This is a genomic window from Shinella sp. M27 (assembly GCF_049199905.1).
Classification (GTDB): domain Bacteria; phylum Pseudomonadota; class Alphaproteobacteria; order Rhizobiales; family Rhizobiaceae; genus Shinella.
This window is the reverse complement of sequence record NZ_JBLZPK010000008.1, coordinates 25873-51616: the sequence shown is the minus strand read 5'-3', so window position 1 is coordinate 51616 and position 25744 is coordinate 25873. Positions and strand designations below refer to the sequence as shown.

Sequence of the window (25744 nt, the reverse complement as noted above, 5' to 3'; positions counted from 1 at the left end):
CCTCGGGCTTGAGCCGAGGATGACGGAGGAGAGGGGGCCGGCTAGGAAAAGCGCTTGTGGTTGGGAGACGATGCATTCGCTTGAATAAAAGGCCGGGACGAAAACCCCGGCCTTTTCGTTTTCACTCCGCAGCCTGCTTGGCCATCGGGTTGTTCGGATGGGTCGTCCAGTTCGCATAATTCGGATCGACTACCTTGCCGGTGCGCTGGTCGAGCGTGCCGGGCTCCAGGCCGACCATGGTGATGCAGTTCTCGACGGGGCAGACGTTGACGCAGAGATTGCAGCCGACGCACTCGTCTTCCATCACCTCGAAGTGTCTCACGCCATCGACGAACTGCGTGATCGCCTGGTGCGAGGTGTCCTCGCAGGCGATGTGGCAGCGACCGCATTTGATGCAGGCATCCTGGTCGATATGGGCCTTGGCGATGTAGTTGAGGTTGAGATACTGCCAGTCGGTGACGTTCGGCACGGCGCGGCCGCAGATGTCGTCGAGATTGCGATGGCCCTTGGCGTCCATCCAGTCGGACAGGCCCGTGATCATCTCCTGCACGATCTTGAAGCCGTAGGTCATGGCTGCGGTGCAGACCTGTACGTTGCCGGCACCGAGCACCAGGAATTCCGCCGCGTCGCGCCAGTTGGTGACGCCGCCAATGCCTGATATCGGCAGGCCGTAGGTTTCCGGATCGCGGGCGATTTCGGCCACCATATTGAGCGCGATGGGTTTTACCGCCGGGCCGCAATAGCCGCCATGGGTGCCCTTGCCGCCGACCGTCGGGTTCGGCGCGAAATTGTCGAGATCGACTGACACGATCGAGTTTATCGTGTTGATCAGCGACACGGCATCGGTGCCGCCGGCCTTGGCGGCGCGGGCGGGTTTGCGCACATCGGTGATATTCGGCGTCAGCTTGGTGATGACGGGCATGCGCGTGTATTGCTTGCACCAGCGCACGACCATTTCGATATATTCCGGCACCTGGCCGACGGCGGCACCCATGCCGCGCTCGGACATGCCGTGCGGACAGCCGAAGTTAAGCTCGATACCGTCGGCGCCCGTCTCTTCCACCAAGGGCAGGATCGCCTTCCAGCTCTCCTCCTCGCAGGGCACCATGATCGAGGCGATCAGCGCCCGGTCCGGCCAGTTCATCTTCACCTGCTTCATTTCGCGCAGGTTGGTATAGAGGTCGCGGTCCGTGATCAGTTCGATATTGTTCAAGCCAAGCAGGCGGCGGTCCGCACCCCAGATCGCGCCGTAGCGCGGGCCGTTGACGTTGACGACCGGCGGGCCTTCTTCGCCGAGCGTCTTCCAGACCACGCCGCCCCAGCCCGCCTTGAAGGCGCGCTCGACATTGTAAGCCTTGTCGGTCGGCGGCGCGGAGGCGAGCCAGAACGGATTGGGCGATTTGATGCCGACGAAATTGTTGCGAAGATCAGCCATGTCTCATCTCCTCAAGCGACGGCAACGGCCGGCTGCGCACCGGCGGCCAGCATGCGGTTGATCGAATCGGCCGCATCGCGGCCCTGGGCAACGGAGGTGACCGTCAGGTCCTCGCCCGCCTTCACGCAGTCCCCGCCCGCCCAGACATTGGCGACCGAGGTGCGGCCTTCGCTGTCGATGGCGATGCGGTTGCCGGACAGGGCGAGCGCGCCGAGGCCGGCCGCTTCGAAGGTCTGGCCGATGGCCTTGAAGATCTGGTCGGCGGTGAGAACACCCGTCTCGCCGGTGCCGACAAGCTTGCCGTCCTGCATTTCGGTATATTCCATCTCGATGCCTGCGACCTGGCCGTCACGGGCGATAACCCGCTTCGGCTGCAGCCAGTGGCGGATCATCACACCCTTTGAGGCGGCGAGGTCCTGCTCGAAGGGCGAGGCGTTCATGTGTTCCTTGCCACGGCGATAGCAGATCGTAACCTCCTCGGCGCCGAGCAGCTTTGCCTGCACGGCGGCGTCGATGGCCGTCATGCCGCCGCCGATGACGACGACACGGCGGCCAACCGGAACGGTGGCCTTGTCGGTGGCCTGGCGCAGTTCCGCGATGAAATCGACCGCGTCATAGACGCCGGGCAGGTTTTCGCCTTCCGCACCGAGCGCGTTGACGCCTCCGAGACCCATGCCGAGGAAGACGGCATCGAAATTGGCGGTGAGGTCTGCAAGCGTGAAGTCGCGGCCGAGTTTCAGGCCGTTCTTTACCTCGATACCGCCAATGGCGAGCACGTAATCGACCTCGCGCTGGGCGAACTCATCGACCGCCTTGTAGGTCGCGATGCCGTATTCGTTGAGGCCGCCAGCCTTTTCGCGGGCTTCGAAGATCACGACGTCGTGGCCTTCCACGGCCAGCCGGTGGGCGCAAGCGAGACCGGCCGGGCCGGCGCCGACGACGGCGATCGCCTTGCCGGTACGCGCGGCGCGCTCGTAGAAATGCTGGTTTTCAGTGATTGCGACATCAGTCGCATAGCGCTGAAGGCGGCCGATTTCCACCGGGCGGTGCTCGGCGGTGTTGCGCACGCAGGCCTGTTCGCAGAGCGTCTCGGTCGGACAGACGCGGGCGCACATGCCGCCCAGAATGTTCTGGTCGAAAATGGTCTTCGCCGAGCCGATCGGATTGCCCGTCGAGATCTGGCGAATGAACAGCGGAATGTCGATGGAGGTCGGACAGGCCGTCATGCACGGCGCATCATGACAGAAGTAGCAGCGGTCGGCTGCAACCAGCGCCTCATGGTCGTCGAGGCGCGGGTGGAGGTCAGAAAAGTTCGTCTCGTATTCGGCAGGCGTCAAACGCCCCCGATGGATCCCAGATTGCGTCGTTCCCATGATTATCTCCCATTCGCGTGGGCTTTTTGAATAGGAGAACGGTAACTCAGCTTTATTTTTTTATCAAACGGTAAAACTTCAGAAAAAACGCTGGTTTTTCAGGGCATGCAGCAAAAATAAACATGATAATTCTGGTTATGTTTTCCACTCGCCAAGCAAGGGCGCCGTCTTTGCCTGTCCTTGCTGCGCCATCAGATGACGTTTGACAGGGGAGGGGAAAAGATGCAGCAAATCAGGACAAAGAAGGGGAATGAAATGGCGAAGCGGACGGAGACGGCCGGGCGACTGGACGATGCGGCACGGGCCGGCTGGCTCTACTATGTCGCGGGCCGAACGCAGGACGAAATCGCGTCCGCCATGGGTATTTCCCGCCAGTCCGCACAGCGCCTGGTTTCGCTCGCCGTCGCCGAGCGTCTGATCAAGGTGCGGCTCGACCATCCGATCGCCCAATGCCTGGAGCTGGGCGAGGAGTTGCGCAAGAAATTCGGCCTCGTGCATGTCGATATCGTGCCGAGCGATTCCGGGTCGGGCTCTACGACCGTCGGTATCGCCGAGGCGGGAGCGGTGGAAATCGAACGCTGGCTGAAGAAATCCGAGCCAATCGTGCTGGCGGTTGGCACCGGGCGCACACTGAAGGCCGCTATCGACCAGTTGCCGACGATGGAGTGTCCGCAGCACCGCATCATGTCTCTGACCGGTAATATCGGGCCGGATGGTTCGGCGTCCTACTATAACGTCATCTTTTCGATGGCCGATGCGATCAAGGCGCGGCACTTTCCCATGCCGCTCCCAGTTCTCGTTTCCTCTGCGGAGGAACGTGATCTGTTGCACAAGCAGAGCCTTGTGCAGACGACGTTGCAACTTGGGCGGGAAGCAGACGTGACCTTCGTAGGTGTCGGTCAATTGGGTGAGGATGCGCCTCTGTGCCTCGACGGCTTTCTCAGGCCTGAAGAGGTGAGCCAGGTGATGGACGAGGGAGGAGCCGGCGAGATTTGTGGCTGGATCTTCGACCGTAATGGTAAATTGCTCGGGGGCAGCATCAACGAGCGCGTCGCCTCCGTGCCCTTGCCGCCGCGTGAAACGACGACGGTTATCGGCCTCGCCAAGGGCAAACGCAAATATCTCGCCCTTCTGGCCGCCCTACGTGGCCGCATGATCAACGGCGTCATAACCGACGAAGCGACGGCGCGTTACCTGCTTTCGGCCTGACCTGAGGCGTTTCCGCGTCTTCCTGAACGCGTTCTCCACACAGAAATTTCCCATGCGATTCAATGGTCGCTGCCCTGTCTTGTGCGGTGCAGCAACGATTGGTCGTTGACTCCCTGTGTCAATTTATGGGTAATTGCTCACGAGCGAAGCAAATGCTCATAACTCTTCTGGGAGGAAGATGATGAATTTGAGAACCCTTATGCTGGGCGTCAGCTCGGCTGCTCTCCTGTGCGGTTTCGCCCATGCCGAAACGCTGACCATCGCCACCGTCAACAACGGCGACATGGTGCGCATGCAGGGACTGACGGAAGATTTCACCACCAAGAACCCCGACATTCAGCTCGAGTGGGTGACGCTCGAGGAAAACGTGCTGCGCGAGCGCGTCACGACCGACGTCGCGACGAAGGGTGGCCAGTACGACATCATGACGATCGGCACCTATGAAGTTCCGATCTGGGCCAAGCAGGGCTGGCTGGTGCCGCTCGACAATCTCGGCGCCGATTATGACGTCGACGACCTGCTGCCGGCCATCCGTTCCGGTCTGACCGGCGAGGACGGCAAGCTCTATGCCGCGCCGTTCTACGGCGAAAGCTCGATGGTCATGTACCGCAAGGACCTGATGGAAAAGGCCGGGCTCACCATGCCCGACGCCCCGACCTGGGAGTTCATTGCGGACGCGGCCCGCAAGATGACCGACCGTGCGGCCGGCATCAACGGCATCTGCCTTCGCGGCAAGGCCGGCTGGGGCGAGAACATGGCCTTCCTGACGGCAACCGCGAACGCCTTCGGCGCCCGCTGGTTCGACGAGAAGTGGACCCCGCAGTTCGATCAGCCGGAATGGAAGAACACGCTCGACTTCTACGTCAAGCTCATGAACGACGCCGGCCCGCAGGGCGCTTCCTCGAACGGCTTCAACGAGAACCTGGCGCTGTTCCAGCAGGGCAATTGCGGCATGTGGATCGACGCTACGGTCGCGGCGTCCTTCGTCTCCAACCCGAAGGAATCGACGGTCGCTGACAAGGTCGGCTATGCGCTGGCTCCCGATACGGGCCTCGGCAAGCGCGGCAACTGGCTCTGGGCCTGGAACCTCGCGATCCCGGCTGGCTCGCAGAAGACGGCATCGGCCGAGAAGTTCATCGCCTGGGCAACCAGCAAGGATTACACCAAGCTGGTCGCCGAGAAGGAAGGCTGGGCAAACGTACCTCCGGGCACGCGCTCCTCGCTCTATGCGAACGAAGAGTACCAGAAGGCGGCTCCCTTCGCGAAGATGACGCTCGACTCGATCAACGCGGCTGACCCGAAGAACCCGGCCGTCAAGCCGGTGCCCTATGTCGGCGTGCAGTTCGTCGCCATCCCGGAATTCCAGGGTCTCGGCACGACGGTCGGTCAGCTCTTCTCGGCAGCCCTTGCCGGCCAGATGTCGGTCGATGATGCCCTCGCACAGGCACAGCAGGTCACGACACGTGAAATGACCCGCGCCGGTTACATCAAGTAACCAACCTCCTCCCCCAAGGACAGGCTGCCCGGAATGCGTTCCGGGCAGCCGTGAAAACGGGGTGCTTCTTCCGGCGCGGCGTGGCCCGCCGCCGCCCGCGCCGGATTATCCAAAGCAGTGACGAGATATCTGGGGTTCCATCCATGGGAGGGTGGAAAGCCTGTCCGGCGCCTGACGCGGCCGGCGAAACGGGGAGGTCACGACGATGGCGACGGAGAACACGCGCGGCTTGGCGCGGATGATGCTTGCACCCTCGGTTGGGTTGCTGTTGATCTGGATGATCGTGCCGCTGGCGATGACGCTGTGGTTTTCGTTCCAGAACTACAACCTGCTGAACCCGGCCAATGTCAGCTGGGCGGGCCTGTTCAATTACCAGTATTTCTACACCGATCCCGCCTTCTTCCAGTCGATCTGGAACACGCTTCTGATCGTGGTCGGCGTGCTGTTCATTACCGTCATCGGCGGTGTGGGCATCGCATTGCTGCTCGACCAGCCGATGTGGGGGCAGGGCATCGTGCGCATCATGATCATCTCGCCCTTCTTCGTCATGCCGCCGGTGGCCGCACTCGTGTGGAAGAACATGATCATGCATCCGGGCTACGGGGTGCTTGCTGATATCAACCGGTTCTTCGGCCTCCAGCCTGTCGACTGGTTTGCGCAATATCCGCTGTTTTCGATCATCATCATCGTCGCCTGGCAATGGCTGCCCTTTGCGACGCTCATCCTCTTGACCGCGCTGCAATCGCTCGACGGCGAGCAGAAGGAAGCGGCCGAGATGGATGGCGCGGGCTTCGTGTCGCGCTTCGTCCACCTGACGCTGCCGCATTTGGCACGCTCGATCACCGTGGTCATCCTGATCCAGACGATCTTCCTGCTCGGTGTCTATGCGGAAATCCTCGTCACGACGAATGGCGGACCGGGCTATGCCTCGACCAACCTGCCGTTCCTGATCTATCGCACCGCGCTCCTCGGCTATGACGTGGGCGGCGCCTCGGCCGGCGGCATCATCGCCGTCATCCTCGCCAATATCGTCGCCTTCTTCCTGATGCGCGCCGTCGGCAAGAACCTCGACAAGTAGGGATAGGAGGAAACCACCATGGCTAGAGCCGTTTCGACACGACGCACGGTCGTCTTCACCATCGCCGCCTGGATCGTCGCGCTGATCATCTTCTTCCCGATCCTCTACACGATCATCACCTCGTTCAAATCCGAGACCGAGGCGATCAAGGGCTTCAACATCATTCCCTCGGGCACGATCGAGAGCTATGCCGCCGTGCAGGCGCAGAGCAACTACTTCAAGTTCTTCCTGAACTCGGTCATCCTGTCGCTTGGCTCAACGCTTCTGGCGCTGCTGATCGCGGTGCCCGCCGCCTGGTCGATGGCGTTTTCGCCGACCGCCAAGACCAAGGACATCCTGATGTGGATGCTCTCGACCAAGATGATGCCGGCCGTCGCCGTGCTCGTGCCGATCTACCTGCTGTTCCGCGACTTCGGCCTGCTCGACAGCCGCATCGGTCTCACCGTCATGCTGACCATGATCAACCTGCCGATCGTGATCTGGATGCTCTACACCTACTTCCGCGAAATTCCGGGCGAGATCCTGGAAGCGGCGCGGATGGACGGCGCGTCGCTGTGGGGCGAGATCGTCTATGTGCTCACCCCGATGGCGGTGCCGGGCATTGCGTCCACCATGCTGCTCAACATTATCCTGGCCTGGAACGAGGCGTTCTGGACGATCCGCCTGACGACGACCAATGCCGCACCGCTGACGGCCTTCATCGCCTCGTTCTCCAGTCCTCAAGGGTTGTTCTGGGCGAAACTCTCGGCCGCCTCGACGCTCGCCATCGCGCCCATCCTGATCATGGGGTGGTTCAGCCAGAAACAGCTTGTCCGCGGCCTCACCTTCGGCGCCGTGAAGTAGAAACAGGACGGGGAGGATTATCGCATGGGCAAGATCATTCTGAAGAAAGTCAACAAGTCGTTCGGCGCCACGCAGGTCATTCCGGGCATCGACCTGACCATTAACGACGGCGAGTTCGTCGTCTTCGTCGGCCCCTCGGGCTGCGGCAAGTCCACGCTGCTGCGCCTCATCGCAGGGCTGGAAGACACCACGAGCGGCTCAATCGAGATCGACGGCCGCGACGTCACGGGGGAAGCGCCGGCCAAGCGCGGTCTTGCCATGGTGTTCCAATCCTATGCGCTCTATCCGCATATGAGCGTCGCCAAGAACATCGCCTTCCCGCTAAAGATGGCGAAGATGGATCAGGCGGCCATAGATAAGAAGGTGACGGAAGCGGCCCGCGTGCTGAACCTCACCAACTATCTCGAGCGCCGTCCGGGCCAGCTGTCCGGCGGTCAGCGCCAGCGTGTCGCCATCGGCCGGGCCATCGTGCGCGAGCCCTCGGCCTTCCTGTTCGACGAGCCCTTGTCGAACCTCGATGCGGCGCTGCGCGGCACGATGCGGCTGGAGATCTCCGAGCTGCATCATCAGCTGAAGACGACGATGATCTATGTCACGCACGACCAGGTCGAGGCGATGACCATGGCCGACAAGATCGTCGTGCTGAATGCCGGAAACATCGAGCAGGTCGGCTCGCCGCTCGATCTCTACAACAAGCCCGACAACCTGTTCGTCGCCGGCTTCATCGGCTCGCCGCGCATGAACTTCGTCAAGGGCGAAGCTGCGAAGCCCTACAACGCGCCCACCGTCGGCATCCGCCCGGAACATATCAAGCTCTCCAAGGAGACCGGCAGCTGGAAGGGTGTCGTCGGTGTCGCCGAACATCTCGGCTCCGACACGTTCCTGCATGTCAATGTCGCTGATATCGGCATGATGACCGTCCGCGCCGACGGCGACTTCCCCGTAACGCATGGCGATGCCGTGTGGCTCACACCAGACGCAACACGCATCCATCGCTTCGATGACAAGGGACTGGCAATCCGATGAAAAGACTTGAGGGAAAAAGCGCGCTGATCACCGGATCGGCGCGCGGCATCGGGCGCGCCTTCGCCGAGGCCTATGTGCGGGAAGGGGCGCGGGTCGCGATTGCCGATATCAATCTGGAGCGGGCCAATGCGACCGCACAGGAGATCGGCCCGGCAGCGTATGCGGTGCAGATGGACGTGACGAAGCAGGAGTCCATCGATGCAGCCATCGGTGCCTGCGTGAAGGAGGCCGGCGGGATCGATATCCTCGTCAACAATGCCGCGCTCTTCGACCTTCAGCCAATCGTCGAGATCACGCGCGAAAGCTTCGACCGGCTCTTTTCGATCAATGTCGCCGGCACGCTGTTCACCCTGCAGGCGGCGGCAAAGCAGATGATCGCGCAGGGCCGTGGCGGCAAGATCATCAATATGGCGAGCCAGGCCGGGCGTCGCGGCGAGGCGCTGGTCGGCGTCTACTGCGCGACCAAGGCGGCGGTGATCAGTCTCACCCAGTCGGCGGGGCTGAACCTCATCAAGCACGGCATCAACGTCAATGCGATCGCGCCCGGTGTGGTCGATGGCGAGCACTGGGACGGCGTGGACGCGCTCTTCGCCAAATATGAAAACCGACCGCGCGGCGAGAAGAAACGGCTGGTCGGCGAAGAGGTACCCTTCGGCCGCATGGGAACGGCCGACGACCTGACGGGCATGGCGATTTTCCTGGCCTCGCAGGAGAGCAACTACATCGTCGCGCAGACCTACAATGTCGATGGCGGCAACTGGATGAGCTGAGCGCGCAGCTCGCGCGCCCGGCACAGGCATAGACCGGAACAAACCGGAAGGGAATGGACCACATGACCACGAAACTGTCGCTCGCCACTCTTCCGGCGGTCTCGAAGACCGCCAGCATCCCGGCCTATGCACGTGAAAATCTCGCGGCGGGCATCGTCCATTTCGGCGTCGGCAATTTCCACCGGGCGCACCAGGCGATCTATCTCGACGACCTCTTCAATCTCGGCCTCGACCATGATTGGGCGCTGATCGGTGCGGGCGTTCTGCCCTCCGACGCAGCGATGCGCGAAAAACTTGCCGGCCAGGACTTTTTGACCACCGTGGTCGAGCAGGACAACAACCGCGCCGGCGCGCGGGTCACCGGCGCGATGATCGACTATCTCGCGCCCGGCAACGCGGCGGCGACCGTCGCCCAGCTTGCAGATCCCGCCATCCGCATCGTCTCGCTGACGATCACCGAGGGTGGCTACTTCATCAATCCGGCCTCTGGCATCTTCGATCCGGCCCATCCGGCGATTGCCGCCGATGCTGCCAATCCGTCCGATCCGAAGACGGTCTTCGGCCTCATCCTCGCTGGTTTGAAGGCCCGCAGGGACAAGGGCACCGCACCCTATACGGTGATGTCCTGCGATAACATTCCGCACAACGGCAAGGTGACGCATGCGGCCGTCTCCGGCCTCGCGCGCCTGTCCGATCCTGCCCTTGCCGACTGGATCGACGCGAATGTCGCCTTCCCGAACGGCATGGTCGATCGCATCACCCCGGCGACGGGATCGCGCGAGATCGGCATCGTTGCCGACGATTACGGCATTGACGATGCCTGGCCGGTGTTCTGCGAAGAGTTCAAGCAATGGGTGCTTGAAGACAATTTCCCCGAGGGCCGTCCGGCGCTGGAAAAGGTCGGCGTGCAGTTCGTGCCCGATGTCGCGCCCTATGAGCATATGAAAATCCGCATCCTGAACGGCGGCCATGCGGCCATCGCCTATCCGGCGGCGCTGCTCGACATTCATTTCGTGCACGAGGCGATGGAGGATCCCGATATCCGCGCCTTCCTCGCCAAGTTGGAACTGGACGAGATCGTGCCCGTCATCCCGCCCGTGCCGGATACGGACCTGCGCGACTATTTCGGCCTGATCGAGCGCCGCTTCTCCAACCCCAAGATCGCCGATACGATTCCGCGTCTGGCGCAGGACGGTTCCAACCGCCAGCCGAAGTTCATCCTGCCCTCGACCGCCGACCGGCTGTCGCGCAAGGAGGACGTCACCGGCCTCGCGCTCGTCTCCGCACTCTGGTGCCACTATCTCGCCGGCATGACGGACAGCGGCAAGGCGATCAGCTTCAACGACCCCAATATCGACCGCATCCACGCGGCGGCCGTGGCGGCGAAGGCCGACCCCGAGGCCTTCCTCGACCTCAAGGACATTTTTGGCGCGGTGGCGGAGTCGGATCTCTTCCGCAGGCGCTTCGCCAATGCCCTGACATCGCTGCAACAGAAGGGCACGCGGGCAACATTGAAGCGCTATCTGGAGAGCACGCTCGAAAATTAAGGAGATCCCAAAAAATCCGGGGCTTTCCATTGCGCGTGCGAGGCAGTACGACGGGGGCCTGAACACGGAATGGAGCGGAGCGCCATGGCCGCCAAAGCGACTGAACTCGTCATCTTCGATTGCGACGGTGTGCTTGTCGATAGTGAGCCTATCTCGCTTACCGTTCTGGTCGAAGCCCTTGCCGCCGCCGGCGTTGCAATGAGCGAGGCGGAAGCGCATGAGCGCTTTCTCGGCCGCAGCCTGAAAAGCACGTCGGAAATCCTGCATGATGAATATGGGCTGGCGATCGATGCAGCCTTTCTGGAGTCAATGCGAAAGGTACTCTACGAGCGTTTCCGTACGGAGTTGCAGCCGATTGATGGCATTGCCGAGACGGTAGACCGGCTTGGCATCGCCCATTGCGTGGCGTCATCGAGCCAGCCGGAGCGTATCCGTCTGTCGCTTTCCGTTACAGGCCTCATCGATAAGTTCGAACCCAATATTTTCAGTGCCAGCATGGTTTTGCGCGGCAAGCCGGCGCCCGATCTTTTTCTGCATGCGAGTGCAGCAATGGGGGTTGAGCCCGGGTTTTGCTTGGTCGTGGAAGACAGTCCGGCCGGTATTGAGGCGGCAAAATCCGCAGGCATGCGGGTCGTTGCCTTCACCGGCGGCTCCCATGCACGTACGCCGCGCCATCGCGAGACGCTGCTCGACCTGAAACCCGATGCCTTGTTTGACGACATGCGGGATTTGCTCCAGTTTGTCCGCAGCGACAAGGCGGGCGGGAAAGAGTATTGATGCGTGATCTGATCGTTGCGGTGGACATCGGCACGGGCAGCGCCCGAGCCGGCGTATTTGATCGGAGCGGTGCGTTGCTCGGCCGGGCCGAGCAGGCAATTGCGATGCGCAGGCCCAGCGCCGACCGTGCCGAGCATGATTCTGAAAACATTTGGGAAGCGGTCTGCACGGCGGTGAAGGCGGCCTGCGCTATCGCGGGCGCGCCACCGGCGCGTGTTGCGGCACTTGGCATAGATGCGACCTGTTCGCTGGTGGTGCGTGATAAAGCCGGGCAGCCGCTCGCCGTCTCGGCCGGCGAGGACGCGCGCTGGGACACGATCGTCTGGCTCGACCATCGCGCCGTGAAGGAGGCGGAAGTTTGCACGGCGACGGGCCATCCGCTGCTTGCCCATTCCGGCCGGGTCATGTCGCCGGAGATGGAAATGCCTAAGCTGATGTGGCTGAAGCGCAAGCGGCCGGACGAATGGGAAAACTCCGGCTACTTCTTCGATCTCGCCGACTTTATCACCTGGCGTGCGACGGGTTCGAATGCCCGCTCTCGTGGGACGTTAACGGCAAAATGGAACTACCTTTCGCATGAGGAGCGGCCGTGGAATGAAAGCTTCCTCAACGCGATCGGGCTTGAAGATGTACGTGAACGCGGATCCCTTCCAACGGAAACGGTGGCTGTCGGCGACCCGATCGGCCGATTGACGCCGGAGGCGGCGGTAGCTCTCGGGCTTGATAAGGACTGCATCGTTGGCGCGGGTCTTATCGATGCTTATGCTGGCACCTTTGGTGTGCTCGGCCCATTCGCCTGCGAACCGGAAACGCTCGAGCGGCAGCTGGCGCTGATCGGCGGCACGTCGAGCTGCATCGTCGCTTTCTCGCGTGAAAAGCGCTTCGGCTTCGGTATGTGGGGACCTTACTACGAGGCTGTGTTGCCAGGCTGGTGGTTGGCCGAGGGCGGGCAGTCGGCGACGGGTGCGCTGCTCGATCATCTCCTGCGCACCCACAGCGCCGGCGGTGAACCGACGGCGGCGAACCATGCCCGCGTTATCGCGCGCATCCGCGAGCTTCAGGCGGAAGAGGGCGAGGATTTCGCCGCGCGCCTGCATGTCCTGCCGGATTTTCACGGCAACCGCTCTCCGCTTGCCGATCCGCACGCGCTGGGTGTGATCAGCGGCCTTGCGCTCGACGCCTCCTTCGACGGGCTCTGCCGTCTCTATTGGCGTGCCTCGGTCGCCATCGCGCTCGGCATCCGTCATATCCTCGATAAGCTCGGCGAGGGCGGCTATCCGCTCGATACGCTGCATGTCACCGGCGGCCATGTGCGCAACCCGCTGCTGATGGAGCTTTACCGCGATGTCACCGGCTGCCGTGTCGTGGTGCCGGAGACCAATGATGCGGTGCTGCTCGGCACGGCCATGGTAGCGGCGGTTGCCGGCGGGCTGTATCCGGACCTGCCGGCTGCGGGCGCCGGCATGTATCCGGGCGGCAGCGAATATGCGCCGGACCCCGCGCGAAAGGCGGGCTACGACCGCGACTATCGCCGATTCCTCGCCCTCTACCGGCACCGGGCGGAACTCGAAGCGATCCTCTGAAAAATATTTTGAAAAAATTTGCAACCGCTGGAACCAATTTTGGGTTCGCGTGTTTTTCAGGCGTCACCGGTCTGCGCATATCCCCCAAGATGCGAGGCCCTCGATCGGTGATCGACCACGATACCGTGTCCCCCTCCGGTCCGTGGATACTCAAGCAGCCAGTGCCTTTCGAAGGCGCTGGCTGTTTTCTTTTGTGCCCTGTGTTTTTGTTTTGCCGCATTGTCCGACACCGAAGCGGGATCGCTTCGGCTGGAAATACTCCAGCCATCTCCAGAAATGGAAAGGCAGCGGTGGGCGTGCCGTCCCACCGCTGCCTGCCGCGCCGCCGCCGCGGCTATCCGGGAGCGAGATCAGGCCGCTGCGCGGGTCTGCGGCGTGAAGAGAAGGGCCTGGTTGATCAGGACCTTCACTTGTTCCGGGTTGAAGGGCTTAGACACGAGGAAGGCCGGTTCCGGCCGTTCGCCTGTCAAAAGCCGTTCCGGATAGGCGGTGATGAAAATGACCGGGATATCGGTGCGCGACAGGATCGTGTTGACCGCGTCGATGCCAGAAGATCCGTCGGCGAGCCGTACGTCGGCCAAAACGAGGCCCGGCCGGCTGTCACTCCACAGAAGTTCGGCTTCAGCTTGCGTGCGGGCGATGCCGGTGACACGATGGCCCATGCCGCTCACCATATGGGCAAGGTCGAGCGCGATCAGCGGTTCGTCCTCGATGATCATGATGCCGGTTTCCGTCTGTGCTGCAATTTCGGCGAAGGCCGCATCGAGCAGGGCGCGGATGACGCTGATTTCCGCTTCGAGGATTTCCGCCGTCTTGTCGACGGCAAAACCTTCCACGGTGGCGAGCAGTAGGGCCTGGCGGCCGAGCGGGGGAACGCCGGAAAGGTCGAAGGGCGCCTCGACACCGGGTCTGAGCGAACCCGCGCCGCGGCTCATCGAGACGGGAAGGGAGGAGATAATGCGGCTGAGCAGGCCGAAAAGCGTCGCCTTGTCGTCCCCGCCTTCGGGCATGGCCGAGGGATCTATAAGGATGGTTTCCAGCGTGGCGGCGACATAGGCGTCGCCGGAGGATTGGGTGCCCGTGAGCGCGCGCGAATAGCGGCGCAACGCCGGAAGGTGTGGCCCGATGCGGTCGGAAATCGGCATGATGTGTCCCCTGTTTTCGATTTGCTGCAATGGCAGTTGACGATTTGAACGCGGGAACCAAATTTAGGTTCCGGGGACGGGAACTTTTTTTGCTGCGGGGCATTTCCAAGCCGAAATCGATCTGTGGCGCATAGCAACGACGAAAGTGGCCAAGAGTGAATAGTTTGGACAGTCAAAAGACCGGGAGAAAATCTCCCAAGAGGGCGGATGATCCCAATGCGCAGATCGCAACGAAGCTGCGCGCTTTTTATCATTCCGTACAGGATGAAACGCTTCCACAGCGCTTCCTCGATCTTCTCGAAAAATTGGATGCTGTCGAAAACAGCGTTCAGCGGGCAGAGTGAGGAAAACGATGGAACAGGGACAGACGACTTTCAAGCGCGAACTCCTGGCGGTACTGCCAAGCCTGCGCGCCTTCGCCATTTCCCTCATCGGCCGCCACGACCAGGCCGACGATCTCGTTCAGGACACGATCATGAAGGCCTGGGCGAAGCAGGAACAGTTCGAGATGGGCACCAACATGAAGGCCTGGCTCTTCACGATCCTGCGCAACGAGCTTTACAGCAAGATGCGCAAGCGCGGGCGCGAGGTGCAGGATAGCGACGGTCTCTTCACGGAGAACCTCGCGCAGCATCCTTCGCAATACGGTTCCCTCGACATGCAGGACTTCAAGAAGGCGCTGGAAAAGCTGCCGGACGAACAGCGCGAGGCCATCATCCTCGTCGGCGCGTCGGGTTTTTCCTATGAAGAAGCGGCGGAAATCTGCGGCTGCGCGCTCGGCACCATCAAGAGCCGTGTGAATCGTGCCCGTCAGCGCCTTCAGGAGCTCTTGCAGGTCAGCGGTGAAAGCGACTACGGTCCGGACGCCGTCTCGGCGCCGATCACCTCGCGCGCCTTCGCCTCCTGACGGAATAAAATAAAGAGCCGCCCGCCATCATGGCGGGCGAGCCATAAGGTGAGGGGATTGCGGCGAGGAATGCGTCTGCCGGCGGAGCTGGACCGAAACGGACGCGGAATCGCCGGCCGAAAGCGCATGAAGGACAATGTTCAGCCACTTCCGTCCGATATCGCCGCGGTTCTGGGAGCACCAGACCGGCTTACGGCGCTCGACGCCGCCATGCCGACTTTTACCGGCCCCGATTCCGATTTCGACGATATCGCCGGTCTTGCCGCACAGCTTTTTGCCGCACCGATTTCCCTCGTCACCATCCTCGGTCGCACGGACCAATGGTTCCTCGCACACGAGGGCACGCGGGAAATCCGCGCGCCCTCGGAAGATTCATTTTGCGCGCGCATGATTGCGGAGGGCGACCTCGAGCCGATGGTCGTGGGCGATGCCACCGGAGATCCGCGTTTTGCCGATCTTCCCAGCGTGGTCGGCGAGCCGCATCTGCGCTTTTATGCCGGCGCACCGATCATGGTGGACGGCCAGCCGATCGGCACCGTCTGCGTCTTCGACGTGAAACCGCACGGCAAAACCGCGCCGGACCTTCTGCCGCGGCTGAAGCGGCTTGCCTCGCTTGCCGCCTCACTGCTCAAGCTCAAGGAAGAGGCCCGACGGCGCACGCTGGCGGCCGAGATGCTGTCGCGCGACGAAAAGCGCCATGCGCTGGCGCTCGATGCCGCCAATGTCGCGAGCTGGCTCTGGGATATCTCGGCAGGTGTCGTGTCCGGCAACGAGACCTTCTACCGCATGCTTAGCATCAAGCCGGCAATGCCGATGAGCGCGCGAAAATTCTTCGCCGCGGTTCACACGGCCGACCGCAAGGCCACCATCGATCGCCTGCGCAATGCGCTTTCCAGCGGCAAGGAATATGATGGCCTGTTCCGTGCTGCCAATTCCGGCCGCTGGCTGCTCGGGCGCGGACGTGTGCATGAATGGGATGCCGAAGGGCGTCCGACGGTGTTTCTCGGCATCAATGTCGACGTGACCGACGGGCAGCTTGCCTCCGAGCGCACGCGCCTTTTGCTGCGCGAATTGAACCACCGGGTCAAGAACACGCTCGCCATGCTGCAATCGCTGGCGCGCCAGACGCTGCGCCAGACGAGCGATCCCGTCGAATTCATGGATGCCTTCGCCGGCCGGCTGCAATCGCTTTCCGAGGCGCATGGCCTGCTGTCCGATCACGAATGGGGCGTCATCCATCTGAAGATGCTGCTGCAAAAGCAGATCATGCCCTATGCGATGGATTACGAGGGGCAGATCGAAATCCACAAGGACGAGGTGGAGCTTGGGCCAGACCAGGCCGTCGGCCTCGGCCTCGTGCTGCATGAACTGGCCACCAATGCCCGCAAATACGGCGCGCTTTCGGTGCGCAGCGGTAAGGTGGTCATCACGGCGCGGGTGATGAACGAAGACGGTCAACGCGTGCTCAACATGACCTGGCATGAGGTCGGCGGACCGCCGGTCGAGCGGAGCGGACGTCGCGGTTTCGGTTCGGTGCTAATCGAGCGCAGCCTCGACAAAATCCTCGGCAGCAGCGTGCATGTCGAATATCTGCCGAAGGGCGTGACCGCCGTTATACGGATGCCGCTGTAAAGCGACACCGCTGTTCATTTCATAAGAAGGATTGGATCAGTCATCGTCGCGGCGGGATCTTTTCGGCGCGAGCAGGAAGCCCAGCGCGAGTGCTACGCCTGTGGCGGCAAACGGCCGTTTCGTGGCGACTGCGGCAGCCGCCGCCATCATGTCGCGCCGGGCGGTAAGCTGGTCGCGGCGGATGCGGCGCAGTTCCCGTTCCCGCTTGTTGCGCATGGCAACGACGGCAAACACGATCAATGCGAGCAGCAGGAAACCGCCGGCGAGGCCGAAGAGCGCCGGGATGGTGCCGTAACGCTCGGCAAGCCACAGGGCCGTCGCGACGATCGCAAGCCCGTAGGCGGTCGCGACAAGGACGCCGATGATCAGGCCGGCTATGGCGCTGCGCTTGGCGGCGTCGACGGTCTCGTCCACCCGGTCGGTGACACGGGTGACGAGGTTTTGCAGGAGGATGGCTCCCAGTGAAAGCATGCCGTTCGTGCTCCGCATGAGGGGCGCTCCATGGCGCCCCATTCTATCGAGAGATCAATTCCTATCGAGGGATCGATCAGCGCCGAAGCAGGGCGGCGAGCACGAAGCCGGCGGCAGCGGCGATGCCGAGCGTCGCCAGCGGGTTGTCCTGAACGGCCTTGCGCGCCTTGCGGCCGCTGTCGCGATAGCGGTCCTGGAAATCGGCAAGCAGGTCTTCACCGGCCGCGATCATGTCGCGGATATCGGTTTCGGCCCGGCCCTTGAGGTCATGGGCGGCGTCGCTGACATCCGCCTTCACGGCGCGGGCCTTCTTGCGGATGCCGCTGGCGCCGCTTGTGGCATCATTGGCGAGCACGCGCGCCAGGGCTGCGATCTCGTCGCGCAGATCGGCAATCTGGTCCTCGACGGCCTGTGCATTGTCTTGCAGTCCGTCGCGGAGGCTCTTCTTGTTGCGGGTCGAAAACAATCCGTTGGCCATGCCGTTTCTCCTTTTGCGTGTCGGCCGCGCCATCGCGCGGATCGAACGTCGCTCCACCCCCTTGGCGGAACGGTTTTCCGGACAATAAACGCGGTGCGGTGCAAAAGGTTCCGTAACGCCGGAAAGTCAGGCCGATGCGGTGTGGGGCAGCACGAAGGGCACACCGGAAGCCGGCACGCCGTTGATGCGCATCCGGCAGCCGAAGACGGCCTCCATGGCGTCGTCGGTCATGACGTCTCCCGGTGCGCCGGACCGTTCGATCCGGCCGCCCTTCATCATCACCATATGGTCGGCGAACATGGCGGTGAGGTTGAGATCGTGCATGACCGCGATCACTCCGCCGCCGCCTTCGCAATAGCGCCGGGCGAGCGTCATGATGGTGAGCTGGTGGCGGATGTCGAGGGCGGAAACCGGCTCGTCGAGCATCAGGAAGCAGGGCTCACCGTCGAGCACGGGCTCCCAGATCTGCGAGAGCACGCGGGCAAGCTGCACGCGCTGCTGCTCGCCGCCGGAAAGTTCCTGGTAGAACCGGCCGGCGAAACCCGAAAGATCCACGGCGGCCAGTGCCTCGGCGGTGATCGCCTCGATACGTTCGGCATGGCGGTTCGGGCCGACGGTGAGGCCCATGCGCACGATCTCGCGCACCGTGAAGGGAAAGGCGATGGTTGCCGCCTGCGGCAGCACGGCGCGCTTGACGGCGAGCTGCCAGGGTTCGAGCGCGCCGAGCGCATGGCCGTTGATGGTGATATCGCCCTTGCTCGGCAGTTCGCCGGCCAGCGCCTTCATCGTCGTCGTCTTGCCGGAGCCGTTCGGGCCGACGATGGCGGTGAGTTCGCCGGCCTTGGCGGTGAGCGACACGCCATGCACGATGGTTTTGCTGGAGAGGGCGACCGTGAGGTTCTTTGCGGTGATCATTAAAGCCTACCAGCCGTTGCGCGTGCGGTCGCGCAGGAGAACCCAGAGGAAGAAGGGCGCACCGGCGAGCGCGGTGATGATGCCGATCGGCAGTTCGGCGGGTGCGACGATGGTGCGCGCCAGCATGTCCGCACCCAGCATCAGCACGCCGCCGAACAGGGCGGAGGCGGGCAGTAGATAGCGATGATCAGGGCCGATGACGATGCGCAGGAGATGCGGCACGACGATGCCGACGAAGCCGATGCCGCCACTGACGGCGACCGAGGCGCCGACCGCACCGGCAACCACGACGACGGCGATATATTTCAGCCGCTGCACTTTCACGCCCATATGGAAGGCTGCCGCCTCGCCGAGCGTGATGGCGTTCAGCCCGCGCGACAGGAAGGGCACGACGAGGAGGGCCAGCAGAATGATCGGGCCGGCGGCAAACAGCTTTGCCCAGGTCATGCCCGAGAGCGAGCCGAGGCTCCAGAAGGTGATGTCGCGCAGTTGCTTGTCATCGGCCATGTAGATGAGGATGCCGGTGACGGCGCCGGCAAGGGCGGCGATCGCGATACCGGCAAGCAGCATGGTCGCGACGGAGGTCTGCCCGCTGCGCGTGGCGATGCGGTAGAGCAGCAGCGTCGTCAGGAGGCCGCCGATGAAGGCGGCGAGCGGCAGGGCGAAGGCGCCGAGCGTCAGCATCAGGCCGGCTGGCAGGCTTGCACCGAGCACGATCATCAGCACCGCGCCGAGCGCCGAGCCGGAGGAAATGCCAACGAGACCGGGATCGGCGAGCGGATTGCGGAACAGGCCCTGCATGACGGCACCGGACATGGCGAGCGCCGCGCCGATCAGGAAACCGAGCAGCGCGCGGGGCATACGGATATCGACGACGATGATGCGGTCGCGCAGGCTGAGCGCCGTCTCTTCCGCGCCGCTGAACAGCGCGCCGATCACGTTGATCGCTGAAGCATCGGAGGCGCCGGTCGCAATGGACATCGCCAGCGACAGGATCGAGGCGAGCACCAGGACGGCGAGCGTCAGGCGGGCGATCGCCGTCCGGTCGCCGGCAGCCGATGACTGGACGGGGCGCATCAGGGAAAGACCGCGCGCGCTATCGCCGCGCACGGCATCATTGAGAGACATTGCCGTAGAGTTCTTTGTTGAGATCGCGAATGGCGGAGGCCGTGCGGGGGCCGAAGCCGAGCAGATGCAGGCTGTTCATGCGCAGGATCGCCTTGTTGGCGGCGGCCGGCGTGACGGAGATGGCGGGGTGCGCCAGGATTTCCGCATCACTGCTGCCGGCACCGGGACGGGTCATGACCATCACGACATCGGGCTTGGCCTTGATGATCGCCTCGTCGGTCAGCGGCTTGTAGCCGTCGAAAGCGCCTTCCGTCGCATTGATCGCGCCGGCAAGCCCGATGATGCCGTCGGCCGCCGTGTGGCCGCCGGCCGCCATCACCCGGCCGTTCTGGAAGGAGAGGATGAACAGCACGCGCTTGCGGTCGCTTTCCGGCCGCTTGGCGGCATCGGCAATGGCCGCATCCAGATCGGCGCCGACCTGCGCTTCCAATTCTCTAGCCTTGTCTTCCACGCCGAGGAATTTTCCGACGACGTCGATCTTCTTCAGGATCGCCGCGCGATCATACCCTTCCGGAACGGTCTCGAAGGGAATGCCGGCGCTCTTCAGCACGGCCAGCGCATCCGGCGGGCCACTGCCTTCGACGGCGAGAATCGCGGTCGGGTTGACGGCGATGACGCCCTCCGGCGAGAGCTGGCGCATATAGCCGACGTCGGGCAGCTTGGTTGCCTCCTCGGGGAAGGTACTGGTGCTGTCGCGGGCGACCAGCCGGCTGCCTTCGCCAAGCGCATAGACGATTTCCGTCACCGCGCCGCCGATCGCCACGAGCTTCGAGCTGTCGACCTTCTGCATGTCCTCGGCCACGGCCTTGCGGATGAAGCCGCCCGCACCAGGTGCTGCGAGCGGCAGGAGCAGGGGGGCGGAGAGGGCGAAGACGGTCAGCGCCAGTTCCCACGGGCGGGCGCGGCGGAAATCGAAGCTCTTGCTCATGGGGCGTTTCCTTCTTATGCGGCGACGCTATCGGGGCGCGGCAGGCTGTCGAGGATTTCGCGCCAGTCGGCGCGCTCCGTCATGCCTTCCTTCCGCTTGCCGAAGAACTGGATGATCATCTCACCGCTGGCGTCATAGGCTTCCAGCGAGGTGACGAAACCGTCGACGGTCGGCTTGCGCACCACCCAGCACTCGGCGATGTGGTCCATGCGCAGGTGCATGTGGAAGGTCGGGTCCATCACGTTGAGCCACGGGCCCATCGGCTGGACGGTCTTCACGGTGCCGGTATGGATTTGGATCGTGCCGTGATTGCCGACGAAGCACATGATTTCGGCATCGCGCTCGGCGGCACCACGCAGCAGGTCGCCGACGGCATCCGCGCGCACTTCATTGGCAAAGTCCTCGCCGACGCTGCGCACGGCATCCTGGCGGGCGATCTTCAGCTTGCGCAGCAGGCCGAAGAACTGGTGCGTATCGGTCATCGCCGCCCAGTTTTCGCGCAGCGCCGCGACGTCGACCGGGCCGGTCTCCTCGACCTTGTTGGAGACGATTTCGACGAAATCCTGCGACTGGTCCTCCAGGCGGAAGTCGGCGACGATCGCCTCATAGGCTTCGAGATTGGAGGCGGGGCGCAGGTGTACCTTGTGCACGGCCATGCCGGCCTTGTCGAAGAACTGCAGGCTGCGGCGGACCTGATCGCCATCCGTCTTGGTGACGGCAAAGCCGTGCGCCCAGGTGCCGGGGAAAATGCGCAGGTCGATGTTCTCGCCGAGCACGATCGAGGCGTGCTTGCCGGTGGTGATCTTCTCGAAGACGCCGATCTTCTCGTGCACGACGCTCTCGTTGCGGGTCAGCGCCATGATCTCGCCGAGCGCCTCGGCGCGTTCCAGAAAGCGGTTGGCATCGGCATCGATGCGGATCGCGGTCAGGCCGACTTCGGCCGCGACGAGGGCGGCTTCCGAGATGTTGAGCTGGGCGGCGATATCGCGCTCGCGCATCTTGGGGTTCTCGGCGCGGAAGGCGCGGATTTCGGCGGGGGTCGGTCGTGTCGTTTCGGTCATGGGCTCGGCCTTCGTCGCAATACAGGGTGCCTTCCCATATCCAATCTTTTCCGCTGGAAAATTATCGAGGCGGAACAGTGGTTTGCCGGGAAATTGGCGATTACTATCTTGACTTCATTACTCATATTTATCTATGCACGCAATACCGGTGCGTAAAACTCATGTTAATTCTTCCGACGCGCCGGTGATGATCGTGGCCGTGACCGTCGGCCGGCACCCGAACCGTATTCGAACAGGCGACCCCCATGACCGTACGCACGCTTCTGCTTTCCGCCCTCCTGTCCGTTGCCGCCGTTTCCGGCGCTGGTGCCCAGGAGGCTTCGGCCCCCAAGGGGCTGGATGTGGAGCTGAATGCGCTGGCGAGCTCGCAGAAGGGTTGCCTCTTCACCTTCGTCGCCGGCAACGGGCTGGCGCAGGATCTGTCCAAGGTCTCCTTCGAATTCGTGATCTTCAACGACAAGGGCACCGTCGAGCGCCTGGCGCTGCTCGACTTCCGCGACCTGCCGGCCGGCAAGTCCAAGGTGCGCCAGTTCGACGTGCCGGGCATCAAGTGCGAGGGCGTGAAGAACCTGCTGATCAACGATGCCCCGGTCTGCGAGGGCGCGGGCGTGGAGAAGGGCCGCTGCATGGATGGTATCGTCACGGGCAGCAAGGCGGCGGCCGGCCTGGAAGGCTGACACTCTCGGGCGCAGGACGCGCCGAATGCGTAAACGGAATGACGGGTGAGTACGATGTCTGGTAGCAAGTGGCTTTGGGTCGGCGGCGGTGTGCTTTCCCTAGTGGCCCACGCAACGGCGGCAGCCATCCTGACCATGGCGCCGGTGCCTGACGAGGAGCAGGCTCTGATTGCCGGTGGCGTCGTCGCGGAAGTGGCGATGCTGGGCAATGGCGCCTTCGAGGCCGTGGAATCCGGCAATCCCGAGGATGTCATCAAGCCCGAGACGATCGAGCCTGACGTCACCGAGCCAGAGCCGCAGGAAGTCGCGGAAATCCAGCCGACCGAGATCCAGTCCGAGACGACTGAGATCGTTTCGCCGATCGATCCCGTCGTATCCGAGCCGGTGCAGGAACTGATCGTCCCCTCCGCCGAGGTGGAGATCGCCGCTGTTCCGGTTCCCGAGATCAAGCCTGAGATCGAGCCTGAAGAGGAGATCAAGCCGGTTCCCGAGGTGAAGAAGGAAGAGCCGGTCAAAAAGGTCGAGCGCAAGAAGCCGAAGGAAAAGCCGGTCAAGAAGGCCGGCGAAAAGGGCAAGGCCAAGCAGAACGCCACGCGCGGCGAGGTGGATGGCTCGGCGGATGTAAAGAGCGCGGCCGTCGGCGGCCAGAAGAAGGGCAATTCCTCATCAGCCGGCAATGCTGCTGTCAGCAACTATCCGGGCAAGGTGCGCAACAAGATCAATCGCGCCAAGAAGCGTGTTTCGGGCGGCGAGCGCGGCAGCGTGGTGGTGAGCTTCACCGTCAGCTCCGGCGGGCAAGCGAGCGGCATTCGCGTCGCGCGCAGCTCCGGCAGTGCTGCGCTGGACAAGGCGGCGCTCGATTCGGTGCAGCGTGCAGCTCCTTTTGCGAAGATCCCGGAGGCCGCCGGGCGCTCGTCCTGGGCCTTCAACGTGCCGATCGTCTTCAACTGAGGCGTCAATTCCCGTCGGGTGCGCAGCGGCGGGAATTTTTTGCGCTAAAATATGACTTTTATGGTCATGTTTATACTTTACTCTGAAACTCATGTTTTGTAGGTTGCAGCCGAACTGAGGCTCCGCCGATGCGGAGTGCCAAAGGGGAATGCTGCATGAATGGAATGACAGCTGGCCGCATCGAAGCGGTCTTGAAGGCGGCGATTGCCGAGCGCGACCGGCGGATCGCCGATCTGGAGCGTCAGCTCAATGCGCTGAAGAAGCAGATGGCGGCGGCAGCGCAGAATGCCCCCGTGGTCGCACCGGCCGTTCAAGCGGCTGTGCCTGTCGAAGTGAAGGCAGCGCAAGCGCCGCGCGGTGTCGAAGTCAGCAAAGTCAAGCGCCGGACCGGCGAAGCGGAGAGGAAGGCAATGCGCGAGAAGCACAGGCAGCAGCAGGCCCGCCGTGAGGCAGAAACCGACGACAAGGCCGATGCCAAGGCGGGGCTCGAAGGGCGCAGCTTTCTCTATGTCGGCGGCCGGGATTGCCAGGTGGCGCATCTGCGTCAGATCGCCAGTTCCTACGGCGCCAACCTCATCCACCACGACGGCGGCCTGCGCGAGGCGGTGTCGCGCATCGACAACGTGCTGCCCTCGGTCGACTGCGTCTTCTGCCCCATCGACTGTATCAGCCATGATGCCTGCATCCGCGTGAAGACGGGCTGCAAGAAGTGGGAAAAGGCCTTCGTGCCGCTGCGCAACGGCAGCAAGTCGTCCTTCGAGCGCGCCCTGCAGAGCATGAGCCAGGGAGACACTGCGCAGTGAGTGACGAAAGACCCGAAGCCTTCATGATGATCGGCCTGCACAAGCTGGCCGCACAGAACGGCGACGGCCTGGTGCCGGAATTGTATGCCCTCCTGACCCGCCGCGCGGACATGCTGGAAAGCGAAAATGTCACGGAATTTCCGCTGGCGAGCGCCCGTCCGCCGGCGCGGCCGGCAAGCTTCGAGGGCACGCATGGGCTTGAAGCGCGCAACGACAATGTCGTAGCCTTCCCGGCACCGCGCCATGTCCGGCGGGATTCCCTCTAACCTCAGGGTCTTCCATGTTCTTCGCCATGAACCGCTTCCGCATTGCCATCGGCCACGAAGAGGCTTTCGAGGCCATCTGGAAGGGGCGGGATTCGAGCCTGGCCGAGATGCCGGGCTTCCAGTCCTTCCACCTGCTGCGGGGCGATACCAATGCCGAGGAGGGCTTTACCCTCTTCGCCTCCCATTCGGTCTGGGCGAGCAAGGACGATTTCGTCGCCTGGACGAAATCGGAGAATTTTCGCGCCGCGCACAAGAATGCCGCCGACAACAAGGCCATCTATCTCGGCCCGCCGAAATTCGAAGGTTTCAGCGTCGTCGAAGGTGCCTGAGGTTCGTCTCAGCCGTCTTTTTTCGGCAGGAACGGCGCGAGCGCGACCGTCAACCATCCCGCCATCATGATCACGCCACCCGTGGGCGCCGACATCGGAAAGAGCCCGTATCCCGTTGAATGGCGGAAGACGAGATCACCGGCGAAAAGCGCGGTCCCGAGCGCCAGCAGGAGCGCGGCGAAGGGCGCGGCGCGCATCGATGGCCATGCTGCATAGAGCGCGATCAGCGCCGGTGCATGGGCAAGGCACATGGCCGACGCGCCCGCCATCAGGCGCGGATCGCTGCCATGGGAGGCCGCAGCCGCGGTGACGACGCCGGTCAGGCCCATCAGGCCGGCGACGAGAAGGCTGGCGGAGCGCAGCGAAAACGACATGGGGTTTCCTATTCCTGGTTCTGCATATGGTGCGCGAGCCGCGTGACGGGCTCGAGAATGATCTTGCGCAGCCCTTCGCTCGGCACCGTCTCTTCCAGCGCCCGCACGAAGCAGAGCAGCCATTCGTCGCGCTCGGCCGGGCCGATCGGAGCCGCGAAATGGCGGCGGCGCAGCATGGGGTGGCCGCGTTTGTCCGTATAGAGCGGCGGACCTCCGAGCCAGCCCGTCAGATATTCGTAGAGCTTTTCCTCGCTGCCGGAGAGATTCGGCGGGTGAATGGCGCGGCAGCGCGCGGCTTCCGGCACTATGTCCATCAGTTCGTAGAAGCGGCGCGTCAGGGCACGCACAGCCGCATCGCCGCCGATCGCCTCGTAAAGCGTGACCGTCTCGCCCTGTTGGCTCTGGTTCTCGTTCGTCTCCGTCATGGTTCAGGTCTTAGCGCCGTGGTCTGCCGCAGGCAATGCCGCGCCAGCCCGGTGCGACGAAGCGTGTCAAAGGCCGGTATTTCCGCTCATTGACAAGAAACCGTCCAGACGGTATGTT

Annotated in this window: 28 protein-coding genes; 17 read left to right on the top strand and 11 right to left on the bottom strand. The window is 63.2% G+C overall.

The window, feature by feature from the left end; genetic code table 11:
- Positions 1-121: 121 nt before the first annotated feature.
- Complete coding sequence (preA, locus tag ACOZK4_RS02485) at positions 122-1435, bottom strand: NAD-dependent dihydropyrimidine dehydrogenase subunit PreA (RefSeq protein WP_421590239.1); 1314 nt, start codon at positions 1433-1435, stop codon at positions 122-124.
- An 11-nt stretch (positions 1436-1446) separates the two neighbouring features.
- Positions 1447-2808, bottom strand: coding sequence for an NAD(P)-dependent oxidoreductase (locus ACOZK4_RS02480; protein ID WP_421590237.1), 1362 nt, complete (start codon positions 2806-2808; stop codon positions 1447-1449).
- A 255-nt stretch (positions 2809-3063) separates the two neighbouring features.
- On the opposite strand from ACOZK4_RS02480, the gene ACOZK4_RS02475 reads away from it, so the two are divergent.
- The 9 genes from ACOZK4_RS02475 (at position 3064) to ACOZK4_RS02435 (ending at position 13136) form a co-directional block, all read left to right on the top strand.
- Entirely contained in the window at positions 3064-4017 is a 954-nt protein-coding gene (locus tag ACOZK4_RS02475) for a sugar-binding transcriptional regulator (RefSeq protein WP_421590236.1), read from the top strand.
- A 181-nt stretch (positions 4018-4198) separates the two neighbouring features.
- The gene (locus ACOZK4_RS02470; protein ID WP_421590234.1) at positions 4199-5512 is read left to right on the top strand and encodes an ABC transporter substrate-binding protein; all 1314 of its coding nucleotides are present in this window, start codon (positions 4199-4201) and stop codon (positions 5510-5512) included.
- Between the two features lie 205 nt (positions 5513-5717).
- Entirely contained in the window at positions 5718-6590 is an 873-nt protein-coding gene (locus tag ACOZK4_RS02465) for a sugar ABC transporter permease (protein ID WP_313524363.1), read from the top strand.
- 18 nt (positions 6591-6608) lie between these two features.
- Positions 6609-7433, top strand: a complete 825-nt coding sequence (locus ACOZK4_RS02460) for a carbohydrate ABC transporter permease (protein ID WP_313524366.1) — start codon at positions 6609-6611, stop codon at positions 7431-7433.
- A 24-nt stretch (positions 7434-7457) separates the two neighbouring features.
- Positions 7458-8459, top strand: a complete 1002-nt coding sequence (locus ACOZK4_RS02455) for an ABC transporter ATP-binding protein (protein ID WP_313524369.1) — start codon at positions 7458-7460, stop codon at positions 8457-8459.
- A complete protein-coding gene (locus ACOZK4_RS02450) occupies positions 8456-9229 on the top strand; it encodes an L-iditol 2-dehydrogenase (protein WP_421590232.1) in 774 nt (257 codons plus the stop codon). The genes ACOZK4_RS02455 and ACOZK4_RS02450 overlap by 4 nt, the downstream gene beginning before the upstream one ends.
- 62 nt (positions 9230-9291) lie before the next feature.
- The gene (locus tag ACOZK4_RS02445) at positions 9292-10776 is read left to right on the top strand and encodes a mannitol dehydrogenase family protein (RefSeq protein ID WP_421590230.1); all 1485 of its coding nucleotides are present in this window, start codon (positions 9292-9294) and stop codon (positions 10774-10776) included.
- An 84-nt stretch (positions 10777-10860) separates the two neighbouring features.
- A complete protein-coding gene (locus ACOZK4_RS02440) occupies positions 10861-11553 on the top strand; it encodes an HAD family hydrolase (RefSeq protein ID WP_421590229.1) in 693 nt (230 codons plus the stop codon).
- Positions 11553-13136, top strand: a complete 1584-nt coding sequence (locus tag ACOZK4_RS02435) for an FGGY-family carbohydrate kinase (protein WP_421590228.1) — start codon at positions 11553-11555, stop codon at positions 13134-13136. The genes ACOZK4_RS02440 and ACOZK4_RS02435 overlap by 1 nt, the downstream gene beginning before the upstream one ends.
- 350 nt (positions 13137-13486) lie before the next feature.
- Here the strand turns inward: ACOZK4_RS02435 and ACOZK4_RS02430 are convergent, their stop codons facing one another.
- Positions 13487-14281 carry a response regulator gene (locus ACOZK4_RS02430; RefSeq protein WP_421590226.1) on the bottom strand — a complete coding sequence of 265 codons (795 nt, stop codon included), beginning with the start codon at positions 14279-14281 and terminating at the stop codon, positions 13487-13489.
- 164 nt (positions 14282-14445) lie between these two features.
- On the opposite strand from ACOZK4_RS02430, the gene ACOZK4_RS02425 reads away from it, so the two are divergent.
- The 3 genes from ACOZK4_RS02425 (at position 14446) to ACOZK4_RS02415 (ending at position 16820) form a co-directional block, all read left to right on the top strand.
- Entirely contained in the window at positions 14446-14625 is a 180-nt protein-coding gene (locus ACOZK4_RS02425) for a NepR family anti-sigma factor (protein ID WP_421590373.1), read from the top strand.
- 8 nt (positions 14626-14633) lie between these two features.
- Complete coding sequence (locus ACOZK4_RS02420) at positions 14634-15188, top strand: RNA polymerase sigma factor (protein WP_313524389.1); 555 nt, start codon at positions 14634-14636, stop codon at positions 15186-15188.
- A gap of 126 nt (positions 15189-15314) precedes the next feature.
- Positions 15315-16820: a sensor histidine kinase gene (locus ACOZK4_RS02415; protein WP_421590224.1), complete on the top strand. Its 1506-nt coding sequence runs from the start codon at positions 15315-15317 to the stop codon at positions 16818-16820.
- Between the two features lie 36 nt (positions 16821-16856).
- Here the strand turns inward: ACOZK4_RS02415 and ACOZK4_RS02410 are convergent, their stop codons facing one another.
- From ACOZK4_RS02410 to ACOZK4_RS02385, 6 genes are all read right to left on the bottom strand, one after another.
- Positions 16857-17309: a hypothetical protein gene (locus tag ACOZK4_RS02410; RefSeq protein ID WP_313524394.1), complete on the bottom strand. Its 453-nt coding sequence runs from the start codon at positions 17307-17309 to the stop codon at positions 16857-16859.
- A gap of 58 nt (positions 17310-17367) precedes the next feature.
- Positions 17368-17769 carry a glycine zipper domain-containing protein gene (locus tag ACOZK4_RS02405; RefSeq protein WP_421590222.1) on the bottom strand — a complete coding sequence of 134 codons (402 nt, stop codon included), beginning with the start codon at positions 17767-17769 and terminating at the stop codon, positions 17368-17370.
- A 126-nt stretch (positions 17770-17895) separates the two neighbouring features.
- On the bottom strand, positions 17896-18684 hold the full coding sequence (locus ACOZK4_RS02400) for a heme ABC transporter ATP-binding protein (RefSeq protein WP_421590221.1): 789 nt from the start codon (positions 18682-18684) through the stop codon (positions 17896-17898).
- A gap of 6 nt (positions 18685-18690) precedes the next feature.
- Positions 18691-19812, bottom strand: coding sequence for a FecCD family ABC transporter permease (locus ACOZK4_RS02395; protein ID WP_421590220.1), 1122 nt, complete (start codon positions 19810-19812; stop codon positions 18691-18693).
- Positions 19799-20740 (bottom strand): heme/hemin ABC transporter substrate-binding protein, encoded by a 942-nt coding sequence (locus ACOZK4_RS02390; protein ID WP_421590218.1) that lies wholly within the window; start codon positions 20738-20740, stop codon positions 19799-19801. The genes ACOZK4_RS02395 and ACOZK4_RS02390 overlap by 14 nt, the downstream gene beginning before the upstream one ends.
- A 14-nt stretch (positions 20741-20754) precedes the next feature.
- Complete coding sequence (locus ACOZK4_RS02385) at positions 20755-21801, bottom strand: hemin-degrading factor (protein WP_421590217.1); 1047 nt, start codon at positions 21799-21801, stop codon at positions 20755-20757.
- Positions 21802-22046: 245 nt separating this feature from the next.
- On the opposite strand from ACOZK4_RS02385, the gene ACOZK4_RS02380 reads away from it, so the two are divergent.
- The 5 genes from ACOZK4_RS02380 (at position 22047) to ACOZK4_RS02360 (ending at position 24827) form a co-directional block, all read left to right on the top strand.
- Complete coding sequence (locus ACOZK4_RS02380) at positions 22047-22478, top strand: hypothetical protein (protein ID WP_421590216.1); 432 nt, start codon at positions 22047-22049, stop codon at positions 22476-22478.
- A 54-nt stretch (positions 22479-22532) separates the two neighbouring features.
- Positions 22533-23429, top strand: a complete 897-nt coding sequence (locus tag ACOZK4_RS02375; protein ID WP_421590214.1) for a TonB family protein — start codon at positions 22533-22535, stop codon at positions 23427-23429.
- 410 nt (positions 23430-23839) lie between these two features.
- Positions 23840-24232, top strand: a complete 393-nt coding sequence (locus ACOZK4_RS02370; RefSeq protein ID WP_313524546.1) for a DUF2325 domain-containing protein — start codon at positions 23840-23842, stop codon at positions 24230-24232.
- A 23-nt stretch (positions 24233-24255) separates the two neighbouring features.
- Positions 24256-24498, top strand: coding sequence for a hypothetical protein (locus tag ACOZK4_RS02365; RefSeq protein ID WP_421590371.1), 243 nt, complete (start codon positions 24256-24258; stop codon positions 24496-24498).
- A 14-nt stretch (positions 24499-24512) separates the two neighbouring features.
- Positions 24513-24827: an antibiotic biosynthesis monooxygenase gene (locus tag ACOZK4_RS02360; RefSeq protein WP_313524411.1), complete on the top strand. Its 315-nt coding sequence runs from the start codon at positions 24513-24515 to the stop codon at positions 24825-24827.
- 8 nt (positions 24828-24835) lie between these two features.
- Here ACOZK4_RS02360 and ACOZK4_RS02355 read toward each other — a convergent pair whose 3' ends face one another.
- Together ACOZK4_RS02355 and ACOZK4_RS02350 are read right to left on the bottom strand one after the other, a co-directional pair.
- A complete protein-coding gene (locus tag ACOZK4_RS02355; RefSeq protein ID WP_421590212.1) occupies positions 24836-25201 on the bottom strand; it encodes a DUF423 domain-containing protein in 366 nt (121 codons plus the stop codon).
- An 8-nt stretch (positions 25202-25209) separates the two neighbouring features.
- Positions 25210-25626: a group II truncated hemoglobin gene (locus ACOZK4_RS02350; protein WP_421590210.1), complete on the bottom strand. Its 417-nt coding sequence runs from the start codon at positions 25624-25626 to the stop codon at positions 25210-25212.
- Between the last annotated feature and the right edge of the window lie 118 nt (positions 25627-25744).

What these genes read in the sequence shown, in the direction of transcription:
- ACOZK4_RS02380 (WP_421590216.1), top strand. Translation starts at nt 22,047, where the DNA reads ATGACCGTACGCACGCTTCTGCTTTCCGCCCTCCTGTCCGTTGCCGCC.
- ACOZK4_RS02475 (WP_421590236.1), top strand. Translation starts at nt 3,064, where the DNA reads ATGGCGAAGCGGACGGAGACGGCCGGGCGACTGGACGATGCGGCACGG.
- ACOZK4_RS02455 (WP_313524369.1), top strand. Translation starts at nt 7,458, where the DNA reads ATGGGCAAGATCATTCTGAAGAAAGTCAACAAGTCGTTCGGCGCCACG.
- ACOZK4_RS02360 (WP_313524411.1), top strand. Translation starts at nt 24,513, where the DNA reads ATGTTCTTCGCCATGAACCGCTTCCGCATTGCCATCGGCCACGAAGAG.
- ACOZK4_RS02365 (WP_421590371.1), top strand. Translation starts at nt 24,256, where the DNA reads ATGATGATCGGCCTGCACAAGCTGGCCGCACAGAACGGCGACGGCCTG.
- preA (WP_421590239.1), bottom strand. Translation starts at nt 1,435, where the DNA reads ATGGCTGATCTTCGCAACAATTTCGTCGGCATCAAATCGCCCAATCCG.
- ACOZK4_RS02370 (WP_313524546.1), top strand. Translation starts at nt 23,840, where the DNA reads ATGCGCGAGAAGCACAGGCAGCAGCAGGCCCGCCGTGAGGCAGAAACC.
- ACOZK4_RS02390 (WP_421590218.1), bottom strand. Translation starts at nt 20,740, where the DNA reads ATGAGCAAGAGCTTCGATTTCCGCCGCGCCCGCCCGTGGGAACTGGCG.
- ACOZK4_RS02420 (WP_313524389.1), top strand. Translation starts at nt 14,634, where the DNA reads ATGGAACAGGGACAGACGACTTTCAAGCGCGAACTCCTGGCGGTACTG.
- ACOZK4_RS02410 (WP_313524394.1), bottom strand. Translation starts at nt 17,309, where the DNA reads ATGCGGAGCACGAACGGCATGCTTTCACTGGGAGCCATCCTCCTGCAA.
- ACOZK4_RS02430 (WP_421590226.1), bottom strand. Translation starts at nt 14,281, where the DNA reads ATGCCGATTTCCGACCGCATCGGGCCACACCTTCCGGCGTTGCGCCGC.
- ACOZK4_RS02375 (WP_421590214.1), top strand. Translation starts at nt 22,533, where the DNA reads ATGTCTGGTAGCAAGTGGCTTTGGGTCGGCGGCGGTGTGCTTTCCCTA.
- ACOZK4_RS02465 (WP_313524363.1), top strand. Translation starts at nt 5,718, where the DNA reads ATGGCGACGGAGAACACGCGCGGCTTGGCGCGGATGATGCTTGCACCC.
- ACOZK4_RS02450 (WP_421590232.1), top strand. Translation starts at nt 8,456, where the DNA reads ATGAAAAGACTTGAGGGAAAAAGCGCGCTGATCACCGGATCGGCGCGC.
- ACOZK4_RS02355 (WP_421590212.1), bottom strand. Translation starts at nt 25,201, where the DNA reads ATGTCGTTTTCGCTGCGCTCCGCCAGCCTTCTCGTCGCCGGCCTGATG.
- ACOZK4_RS02415 (WP_421590224.1), top strand. Translation starts at nt 15,315, where the DNA reads ATGAAGGACAATGTTCAGCCACTTCCGTCCGATATCGCCGCGGTTCTG.
- ACOZK4_RS02435 (WP_421590228.1), top strand. Translation starts at nt 11,553, where the DNA reads ATGCGTGATCTGATCGTTGCGGTGGACATCGGCACGGGCAGCGCCCGA.
- ACOZK4_RS02350 (WP_421590210.1), bottom strand. Translation starts at nt 25,626, where the DNA reads ATGACGGAGACGAACGAGAACCAGAGCCAACAGGGCGAGACGGTCACG.
- ACOZK4_RS02470 (WP_421590234.1), top strand. Translation starts at nt 4,199, where the DNA reads ATGAATTTGAGAACCCTTATGCTGGGCGTCAGCTCGGCTGCTCTCCTG.
- ACOZK4_RS02445 (WP_421590230.1), top strand. Translation starts at nt 9,292, where the DNA reads ATGACCACGAAACTGTCGCTCGCCACTCTTCCGGCGGTCTCGAAGACC.
- ACOZK4_RS02440 (WP_421590229.1), top strand. Translation starts at nt 10,861, where the DNA reads ATGGCCGCCAAAGCGACTGAACTCGTCATCTTCGATTGCGACGGTGTG.
- ACOZK4_RS02460 (WP_313524366.1), top strand. Translation starts at nt 6,609, where the DNA reads ATGGCTAGAGCCGTTTCGACACGACGCACGGTCGTCTTCACCATCGCC.
- ACOZK4_RS02405 (WP_421590222.1), bottom strand. Translation starts at nt 17,769, where the DNA reads ATGGCCAACGGATTGTTTTCGACCCGCAACAAGAAGAGCCTCCGCGAC.
- ACOZK4_RS02385 (WP_421590217.1), bottom strand. Translation starts at nt 21,801, where the DNA reads ATGACCGAAACGACACGACCGACCCCCGCCGAAATCCGCGCCTTCCGC.
- ACOZK4_RS02400 (WP_421590221.1), bottom strand. Translation starts at nt 18,684, where the DNA reads ATGATCACCGCAAAGAACCTCACGGTCGCCCTCTCCAGCAAAACCATC.
- ACOZK4_RS02480 (WP_421590237.1), bottom strand. Translation starts at nt 2,808, where the DNA reads ATGGGAACGACGCAATCTGGGATCCATCGGGGGCGTTTGACGCCTGCC.
- ACOZK4_RS02395 (WP_421590220.1), bottom strand. Translation starts at nt 19,812, where the DNA reads ATGTCTCTCAATGATGCCGTGCGCGGCGATAGCGCGCGCGGTCTTTCC.